The organism is Pseudomonas sp. (genome assembly GCF_049645325.1).
Classification (GTDB): Bacteria; Pseudomonadota; Gammaproteobacteria; order Pseudomonadales; family Pseudomonadaceae; genus Aquipseudomonas.
The window spans coordinates 1-7824 of the sequence record NZ_JBARTQ010000436.1; the positions used below are offsets into that span (position 1 = coordinate 1).

Below are 7824 nucleotides of genomic sequence, written 5' to 3' on the forward strand. Positions count from 1 at the left end.
ACATTTAACCTCATTGGTTCTTGAGAAATGAGTACAACCTATTCAGCGAGGTTTCAACGGATGAGAATCCTCGGCATTCTTTGCCTGCTACTCACATTGAACGGTTGCAGCTCACTGCTGTTTTACCCCGAGCCCGGGCTGCCCTTCACGCCGGAAAAAGCCCACCTTGCGTACCGTGATATCACCCTGACCACCGCCGACGGGGTGAAGCTGCACGCCTGGTGGCTGCCAACCAAACCGGGTGTGCCGGTCAAGGGCACGGTGCTGCACCTGCACGGCAATGGCGGCAACCTCGCCTGGCACCTGGGCGGCAGTTGGTGGTTGCCGGAGCAGGGTTATCAAGTGCTGTTGCTGGACTATCGCGGTTACGGCCTGTCTGAAGGCAAGCCGTCGTTGCCAGCGATCTACCAGGACATTGATGCCGCCTTCAACTGGCTCGACACTGCGCCCGAAACCCAAGGCCAGCCTCTGGTTGTGCTGGGCCAAAGCCTGGGGGGCTCGCTGGCGGTGCACTACCTGGCCGCGCACCCGGAGCGTCAGCGCCGGCTCAAGGCGCTGGTGCTGGACGGCGTGCCCGCCAGTTATCGTGACGTAGGACAATTCGCGCTCAGCACCTCTTGGCTAACATGGCCATTTCAGGTGCCCTTGTCCTGGCTGGTGCCCGACGGCGACAGTGCGATCAACGCCATGCCCCAACTGACTGACGTGCCCAAGCTGCTGTTCCACAGCCTGGATGACCCGATCGTGCCGCTGTCCAACGGCATCCGCCTGTATCAGGCCGCGCCGCCGCCAAGAGTGTTGCAGTTGACTCGCGGCGGCCATGTGCAGACCTTTGCCGACAAGACCTGGCAAACCGTGATGCTGCGCTACCTGGATGACCCCCAGCACTTCAACGGCCTGCGCCGCCTGGGCGAGATTCCGAACTACCCGATTCCTAAAGTTGATTCATCAGAGAGCCCGCAATGAGCGAAGAACGCAACATGATCCCGCTGATCCTCACCGGCATTGGCACCATCATCGGCACGGTCGGTTGCCTGTGGTTCTACGGCTACCTGCACTTCGCCAAGCCTGAGGACGCGCTGCTGCTCAGCGACTTCACCCTGCTCAAGACTGTGCCGGGCGAGGACTACAAGATCTCCCTGACGCCGGCCGCGCAAGTCGCGCAATGCGTCGATGGCGTGCTGGTGATGTTCGACACTGAGCAGAAAGGCTTGAGCGGTGTGCTGGTGAACAACAAGAAACAGGCCGTGCGTTGCATGGGCCAGGAAACCCCGCAATTGGAGCAATAACGGCCGCACAGGAAATATCTGGAACCGTATCTCGTAAGACGCCACTGACTGGGTTGTCAGCGTGGCTGACGGCGAACTTACGCAGTGCGAATCCGGGAGTGTGATGATGGATATTGGTGCAATTGGCAAGATGCTCGGCATGGCCAGGGGCCAAAGCGATTTGGACCAGGGCGGCGCACAAGCTGCCGAACCACAGGAGAAGCAGGAGCCCGACCTGATCAAGCGGCTGATGGAGATGTTGTCGGGTGGCGCCGAATGTACGGAATGCCAGGCGAGTCCCGAGGCGCTTGAGAAGTTGGCGGCGGGGCGCCAGGGCATGGAAGCGATGATGCCGGGTAATGACAACGGCCGCCAAATCAACGCCTGACCGGCGAAAAAAAACCCCACCATTAAGGTGGGGTTTTTTCATCCAGCGTCAATCAATCAGTTCGCCATCGACGAACGTGGTTTGACCGGCTGGTTGTCGTTGGAGATGGTCACTTCAACGCGGCGGTTCATGGCACGGCCCGATACGCTGCCGTTGTCGGCAACCGGGTATTCCTTGCCGTAACCCTGGGTCACGATGCGCGAGATGTCCACGCCTTGCTGAGCCAGTGCACGTTGTACGGAAGCCGCACGACGCTCGGACAGGCTCTGGTTGTACGAGTCGGAACCGGTGCTGTCGGTGTAGCCTTCGACGATCACTTTACGGTCCGGGTTGTCGCGCAGGAACTGCGCCAGCTTGGTGATGTTGACCAAGCCGCTGGATTTCAGGTCGGACTTGTTGGTGGCGAACAGCACGTCACCGAAGGTTACCAGGGTGCCGCGATCAGTCTGCTTGGCGTTCAAGCTGTCTTGCAGTTGCTTGATCTGCGCGTCACGGGCTTGCAGCAGTGCACGGGCACGTTCGTCGCCGGCGTTTTTCAGCTTGGCTTCGGATTCGCGCAGGGAAATGGTGTCTTTGGCCACTTCAACGCGCTGGTTGGTCAGGTAGGCGAGTTGGTCGACCTTTTTCTCGTCTTCCTTGTCGCGGTAAGCCTTGTCAGCCTTGTCCAGCCATTCGCTCGCGTCCTTGGTTTCCAGCGCTGCCAGCTTGGTAGCTTGCGGGTTGGTTTGCAGGGCCGAGAAGTTGGTGCGGGCGTTTTCCAGGTTTGCGTTCGGCGGGGTGGAGCAAGCTGCCAGGGCAACGCTCATCGCCAGCAGGGCAGGAATCATCAATTGTTTACGCATAGTCGTGTCGTCCTTTCAATTCGATATCGGGTGCATTGCAATCAGGGGCGGCGGCTTATTGCTGCTGCTTGATAACAGCCGGGCGCATGCCTTCCTGACGCAGCTCCTGAACAGCCTTCTGGGAATCCTTCACGGCCTGTTCGGCTTTGGCAGCCTGGGATTTACGCTCAGCAACGCGAGCGTCCCACTCGGCTTGTTCAGCCAACTGACGGGCCTTGTCGTAGTTCTTGTCGTGCATGGCAATCTCGGCTTCTTTGAGCTTGTCCTGAGCCGACTTCATCTCAACCGCTGCGTACTCGGTGCCGCCGGCGCTGACTGCGCTGTTCACGGCCGATTGGGTTACCGCGTATTGCTCGGTTGGAGGGTTGCCGGCGCAGCCAGCCAAAACGAAGCTGGTGCCGATTGCCAGCGCGGCCAATTTTAGCCCGCGCAGGTGGTTAAACGAGGATTTGGCAGTGCTGGTCTTCATCGTCTTCGACTCCATTAGATAACTCCTGAAATACATCAAATTCCATCTTGGTTCGTCGGTTGCGGGCCCGGCAGTAAAGCCCATGACGCCAGTTCAAACGGCCGTTCCAAGTGATGGCTTACTGGCTGTGACCGGAGGCTTTTTTCAAAAGTTCAGACAAGATGGCGATTTGCCTAAAAAAATATCTGACTGAACGGTCAGCGTTTAAAAGTTGGAACTTTTGCCGCGCACAGCGGTACGCCGAGCCTCTGCGAGGCCCGGAATACAAGGGTCAGATTGGATTTTGCGGATGTTTATCAGTGCTTCTGTTTGTCGGCGCCCGCTGACAAATCATGCAGATAGCGCCGCGACAGCGTCAGAAAACGCGGGGTAGGGCCGACGTCCTCGTACAGCGGGTCGCCCTCTTCATCGGTGGCGATTACCTGCTTGCCCTTGATGTACGGAAAGCTGGCTTCCAGCTCTTCAAGGGCGGCGCCGATCAGTTCGCCAAGCAGTTCTTCGGTGTGCCGCTTGGGGTACATCTCGGCAATGGCCGCCAGCCGTGCGGCGGACTCTACGTCCAGATGGATCGCGTACTCGGTTTTGGTCAGGCGACCTTTGGCGTTCTCTTCCCAATGCTGGGCCAATTCTCGGATTTTCATGGCAACCTCAGTTAAGCCCACTGGTTGCGGGCGGTGATGAGTGACCCGCCGCCTGCGTGGATGACGCGGCGACGTACTGTTGAGACTAGCTGCAAGTCACAAGGTTTAAAGTCTTGTCAGAAATGGATGCTGGCGGCACTCTGGACCACCTGCGCGTCCCGGATTTCTGGCTGGAGATTGGCTGATGAGTGATATCGATGCACGCTTGCGTGAGGATGTTCACCTGCTGGGTGAACTGTTGGGCAACACCATTCGAGAGCAGTACGGCGATGATTTTCTCGACAAGATCGAGCAGATCCGCAAAGGCGCCAAGGCCGACCGTCGTGGCGCAGTCGCCGAGCAAGCCGCCGGCGAAGAACTCAGCGCCAGCTTGAACCAGTTGCAGGAGGATGAACTGCTGCCCGTGGCGCGGGCCTTCAACCAGTTTCTCAACCTGGCCAACATTGCCGAGCAGTACCAGCTGATTCATCGGCGTGACGAGTCGCAACCGGCGCCGTTCGAGTCGCGGGTATTGCCGGAGTTGCTGGCCCGCCTGCAAAAAGAAGGTCACAGCGACGAATCCCTGGCTCGCCAGTTGGCGCGGCTGGAGATCGAACTGGTCCTCACCGCCCACCCCACCGAAGTGGCGCGCCGTACCCTGATCCAGAAATACGATGCGATTGCCGCGCAACTGGCGCTGCAGGATCACCGCGACCTCACCACGGCCGAGCGCGAGCACATCCGCGAACGCCTGCAACGGCTGATCGCCGAGGCCTGGCACACCGAAGAAATCCGCCGCATCCGGCCCACCCCGGTGGACGAAGCCAAGTGGGGCTTTGCGGTGATCGAGCATTCGCTGTGGCACGCCATCCCTAATTACCTGCGCAAGGCCGACCAGGCCCTGCATGCCGCGACCGGTCTGCACTTGCCCCTGGAGGCGGCGCCGATTCGTTTCGCTTCGTGGATGGGCGGCGACCGTGATGGCAACCCGAATGTCACCGCGCCGGTCACCCGCGAAGTGCTGTTGCTGGCGCGCTGGATGGCCGCGGACCTGTACTTGAGCGACATCGATCAGTTGGCCTCCGAGTTGTCGATGCAACGCGCCAGCCCGGCGTTGCAAGCCAAGGTCGGCGACAGCGTCGAGCCGTATCGTGCGTTGCTCAAGCAGCTGCGTGAACGCCTTCGTGCCACGCGCCAATGGGCTCACACCGCGTTGACCGCCGCGACCCCGGCACCCGCCGAGGTGCTGCAAAACAACCGCGACCTGCTCGACCCGCTGGAGCTGTGTTACCAGTCGCTGCACGAGTGCGGCATGGGCGTGATCGCCGATGGCCCGCTGCTCGATTGCCTGCGCCGTGCCGTGACGTTTGGCCTGTTTCTGGTGCGCCTGGACGTGCGCCAGGACTCCAGCCGCCACTCGGCCGCCATGACTGAAATCACCGATTACCTGGGCCTTGGCCGCTATGAAGACTGGGACGAAGAGGCGCGCATCAGCTTCCTGAGCAAGGAGCTGACCAACCGTCGGCCGCTGCTGCCGGGCTATTTCAAACCGTCGGCGGACACGGCCGAAGTCTTGAACACCTGCAAGGAAATCGCCGCCGCCCCGGCTGCGTCACTGGGCTCGTATGTGATCTCCATGGCCGGCGCCGCCTCGGACGTGCTGGCCGTGCAACTGCTGCTTAAAGAGTCGGGCGTGCAACGGCCGATGCGTGTGGTGCCGCTGTTTGAAACCCTCGCCGACCTGGACAACGCCGGGCCGGTGATGGAGCGCCTGCTGCAATTGCCGGGCTATCGCGCCCGGTTGCAAGGCCCGCAGGAAGTGATGATCGGCTATTCGGATTCGGCCAAGGACGCCGGCACCACGGCGGCGGCCTGGGCGCAGTACCGCGCGCAGGAACGGCTGGTGGATATCTGCCGCGAGCAACAGGTGGAATTGCTGCTGTTCCACGGTCGCGGCGGCACCGTCGGCCGTGGCGGCGGCCCGGCTCACGCGGCGATCCTGTCGCAGCCGCCGGGCTCGGTGGCGGGGCGCTTCCGCACCACTGAACAAGGCGAGATGATCCGCTTCAAATTCGGCTTGCCGGACATTGCCGAGCAGAACCTCAACCTCTATCTGGCTGCCGTACTCGAAGCTACGCTGCTGCCACCGCCGCCCCCTGAGCCGGCTTGGCGCCATTTGATGGACGAATTGGCGGCAGACGGTGTTGCCGCGTACCGCGCCGTGGTGCGGGAGAACCCGCAGTTCGTCGAGTACTTCCGCCAGTCCACCCCGGAGCAGGAGCTGGGGCGCTTGCCGCTCGGCAGTCGCCCGGCCAAGCGCCGCGCGGGTGGGATCGAGAGCCTGCGCGCGATCCCGTGGATCTTCGGCTGGACCCAAACCCGCTTGATGCTGCCCGCCTGGCTCGGCTGGGAAGCGGCATTGAGCAAGGCGCTGGAGCGCGGTGAAGGTGAGTTGCTGGGGCAGATGCGCGAGCAGTGGCCGTTCTTCCGCACGCGCATCGATATGCTGGAAATGGTGCTGGCCAAGGCGGATGCCGATATCGCCCGTCTCTATGATGAGCGTCTGGTGCAGCCTGACCTGTTGCCATTGGGCGCGCACTTACGCGACCTATTGTCGCAGGCATGTGACGTGGTGCTTGGCCTGACTGGCCAGTCGCAACTGCTGGCCCATAGCCCAGACACCCTGGAGTTCATCCGTCTGCGCAACACCTACCTCGACCCACTGCACCTGCTGCAGGCCGAGCTGCTGGCGCGCTCGCGCCAACAGGAGGCAGCGCAAGACAGCCCTCTGGAACAGGCGCTGCTGGTGTCCGTGGCCGGTATTGCCGCCGGTTTGCGCAACACTGGCTGAGGTTTCTTGCGTGTTCTCAAAGGCTTGCAGATAAACACAGACGGCCGCCCTGAAAAGGGCGGTCGGCGTTTACAGGGCCGGGTTGCACTCAGGCACACCCCACCTATGACGCCAGCCTGGCGCGATTCCTGCGACTTTCGGCGGCTTGTATGGATAGAGCCTGCTGTGTATCTTGATCAGCCTTTGGCCGTTTGATCGGCCTGGACCCACATATTTACGAGATTGGCCCCACGCGGCGAATCCGAGCGTCATCTCTATAAAAAATTGAGGAGCACATCGATGCGCGTCATTCTGCTGGGAGCTCCCGGGGCCGGTAAAGGTACTCAGGCAAAGTTCATCACTGAAAAATTCGGCATTCCACAAATCTCCACCGGCGACATGCTGCGCGCGGCTGTAAAAGCCGGCACCGAGCTGGGCCTGATCGCCAAGAGCGTGATGGACAGCGGCGGCCTGGTCTCCGATGACTTGATCATCAACCTGGTCAAGGAACGCATCAGCCAGGAAGACTGCAAGAACGGTTTCCTGTTCGACGGCTTCCCACGCACCATTCCCCAGGCTGAAGCCTTGGTGAAAGCCGGCGTAGAGTTGGACGCCGTGGTTGAAATTGCGGTTGAAGACGAAGAAATCGTTCAGCGCATCGCGGGCCGTCGTGTTCACGAAGCCTCGGGCCGCGTGTACCACACCGTCTACAACCCGCCAAAGGTTGAAGGCAAGGACGACGTCACCGGCGAAGACCTGGTGCAGCGTAAAGACGACACTGAAGAAACCGTGCGTCATCGCCTGTCGGTCTACCATTCCCAGACCAAGCCGCTGGTGGATTTCTACCAGAAGCTGTCTGCTGCCAACGGCAAGCCGAAGTACAGCCACATCCCTGGCGTGGGTTCGGTGGAAGCCATCACCGCCAAGGTACTGCAAGCACTGAGCTGATCCTGCGATCTGCTATGTGTACAACGGCCCGCTTGCGGGCCGTTGTTGTTTATACTGGCGCACTTTTTTTCGACTTGGACACCCACTCCGATGAGCACCCTGCTGGCCCTGGACACCGCGACTGAAGCTTGCTCCGTGGCCTTGCTGCACGATGGCAAGGTAACGAGCCACTACGAGGTGATCCCGCGCCTGCACGCGCAGAAGCTGTTGCCGATGATCAAGCAACTGCTCGAAGACGCAGGCATCACCTTGTCTGCCGTGGATGCCATCGCTTTTGGCCGTGGCCCCGGCGCATTTACCGGCGTGCGCATCGCCATCGGCGTCGTGCAGGGCCTGGCCTTTGCGCTGGAGCGCCCGGTGCTGCCGGTCTCCAACCTGGCGGTGCTGGCCCAGCGCGCATTGCGTGAGCACGGCGCCACGCAAGTGGCGGCGGCTATCGATGCGCGGATGGATGAAGTC

At 61.2% G+C, this 7824-nt stretch carries 9 protein-coding genes; 6 read left to right on the forward strand and 3 right to left on the reverse strand.

Translation table 11 applies throughout. The features are described from left to right. Positions 1-60: 60 nt before the first annotated feature. The 3 genes from WBB95_RS18930 (at position 61) to WBB95_RS18940 (ending at position 1656) form a co-directional block, all read left to right on the forward strand. Positions 61-966 carry an alpha/beta hydrolase gene (locus tag WBB95_RS18930; RefSeq protein ID WP_424488973.1) on the forward strand — a complete coding sequence of 302 codons (906 nt, stop codon included), beginning with the start codon at positions 61-63 and terminating at the stop codon, positions 964-966. After that, positions 963-1289 carry a hypothetical protein gene (locus tag WBB95_RS18935; RefSeq protein WP_424488974.1) on the forward strand — a complete coding sequence of 109 codons (327 nt, stop codon included), beginning with the start codon at positions 963-965 and terminating at the stop codon, positions 1287-1289. Before WBB95_RS18930 ends, WBB95_RS18935 begins: the two co-directional genes overlap by 4 nt. A 106-nt stretch (positions 1290-1395) precedes the next feature. Next, positions 1396-1656, forward strand: a complete 261-nt coding sequence (locus WBB95_RS18940) for a hypothetical protein (RefSeq protein ID WP_424488975.1) — start codon at positions 1396-1398, stop codon at positions 1654-1656. 56 nt (positions 1657-1712) lie between these two features. Here WBB95_RS18940 and WBB95_RS18945 read toward each other — a convergent pair whose 3' ends face one another. The 3 genes from WBB95_RS18945 to WBB95_RS18955 form a co-directional block, all read right to left on the reverse strand. Next, positions 1713-2498 (reverse strand): OmpA family protein, encoded by a 786-nt coding sequence (locus WBB95_RS18945; protein ID WP_078741062.1) that lies wholly within the window; start codon positions 2496-2498, stop codon positions 1713-1715. A 55-nt stretch (positions 2499-2553) separates the two neighbouring features. Continuing rightward, positions 2554-2982, reverse strand: coding sequence for a DUF4398 domain-containing protein (locus tag WBB95_RS18950; protein ID WP_424488976.1), 429 nt, complete (start codon positions 2980-2982; stop codon positions 2554-2556). A gap of 281 nt (positions 2983-3263) precedes the next feature. Then, a complete protein-coding gene (locus WBB95_RS18955) occupies positions 3264-3608 on the reverse strand; it encodes a pilin assembly protein (protein WP_424488977.1) in 345 nt (114 codons plus the stop codon). Positions 3609-3792: 184 nt separating this feature from the next. Here WBB95_RS18955 and ppc point away from each other — a divergent pair, with 184 nt between their 5' ends. From ppc to tsaB, 3 genes are all read left to right on the forward strand, one after another. Then, entirely contained in the window at positions 3793-6438 is a 2646-nt protein-coding gene (gene ppc / locus WBB95_RS18960; protein WP_424488978.1) for a phosphoenolpyruvate carboxylase, read from the forward strand. A 279-nt stretch (positions 6439-6717) separates the two neighbouring features. Beyond that, positions 6718-7365 (forward strand): adenylate kinase, encoded by a 648-nt coding sequence (gene adk / locus WBB95_RS18965; protein ID WP_049709696.1) that lies wholly within the window; start codon positions 6718-6720, stop codon positions 7363-7365. A 90-nt stretch (positions 7366-7455) separates the two neighbouring features. Further along, the coding region (gene tsaB, locus WBB95_RS18970) for a tRNA (adenosine(37)-N6)-threonylcarbamoyltransferase complex dimerization subunit type 1 TsaB (protein ID WP_424488979.1) at positions 7456-7824 on the forward strand (369 nt) is incomplete at its 3' end.

Coding starts and splice junctions, on each gene's coding strand:
- WBB95_RS18945 (WP_078741062.1), bottom strand. CDS start 2,498: ATGCGTAAACAATTGATGATTCCTGCCCTGCTGGCGATGAGCGTTGCC.
- WBB95_RS18955 (WP_424488977.1), bottom strand. CDS start 3,608: ATGAAAATCCGAGAATTGGCCCAGCATTGGGAAGAGAACGCCAAAGGT.
- WBB95_RS18935 (WP_424488974.1), top strand. CDS start 963: ATGAGCGAAGAACGCAACATGATCCCGCTGATCCTCACCGGCATTGGC.
- WBB95_RS18950 (WP_424488976.1), bottom strand. CDS start 2,982: ATGGAGTCGAAGACGATGAAGACCAGCACTGCCAAATCCTCGTTTAAC.
- ppc (WP_424488978.1), top strand. CDS start 3,793: ATGAGTGATATCGATGCACGCTTGCGTGAGGATGTTCACCTGCTGGGT.
- WBB95_RS18940 (WP_424488975.1), top strand. CDS start 1,396: ATGGATATTGGTGCAATTGGCAAGATGCTCGGCATGGCCAGGGGCCAA.
- WBB95_RS18930 (WP_424488973.1), top strand. CDS start 61: ATGAGAATCCTCGGCATTCTTTGCCTGCTACTCACATTGAACGGTTGC.
- adk (WP_049709696.1), top strand. CDS start 6,718: ATGCGCGTCATTCTGCTGGGAGCTCCCGGGGCCGGTAAAGGTACTCAG.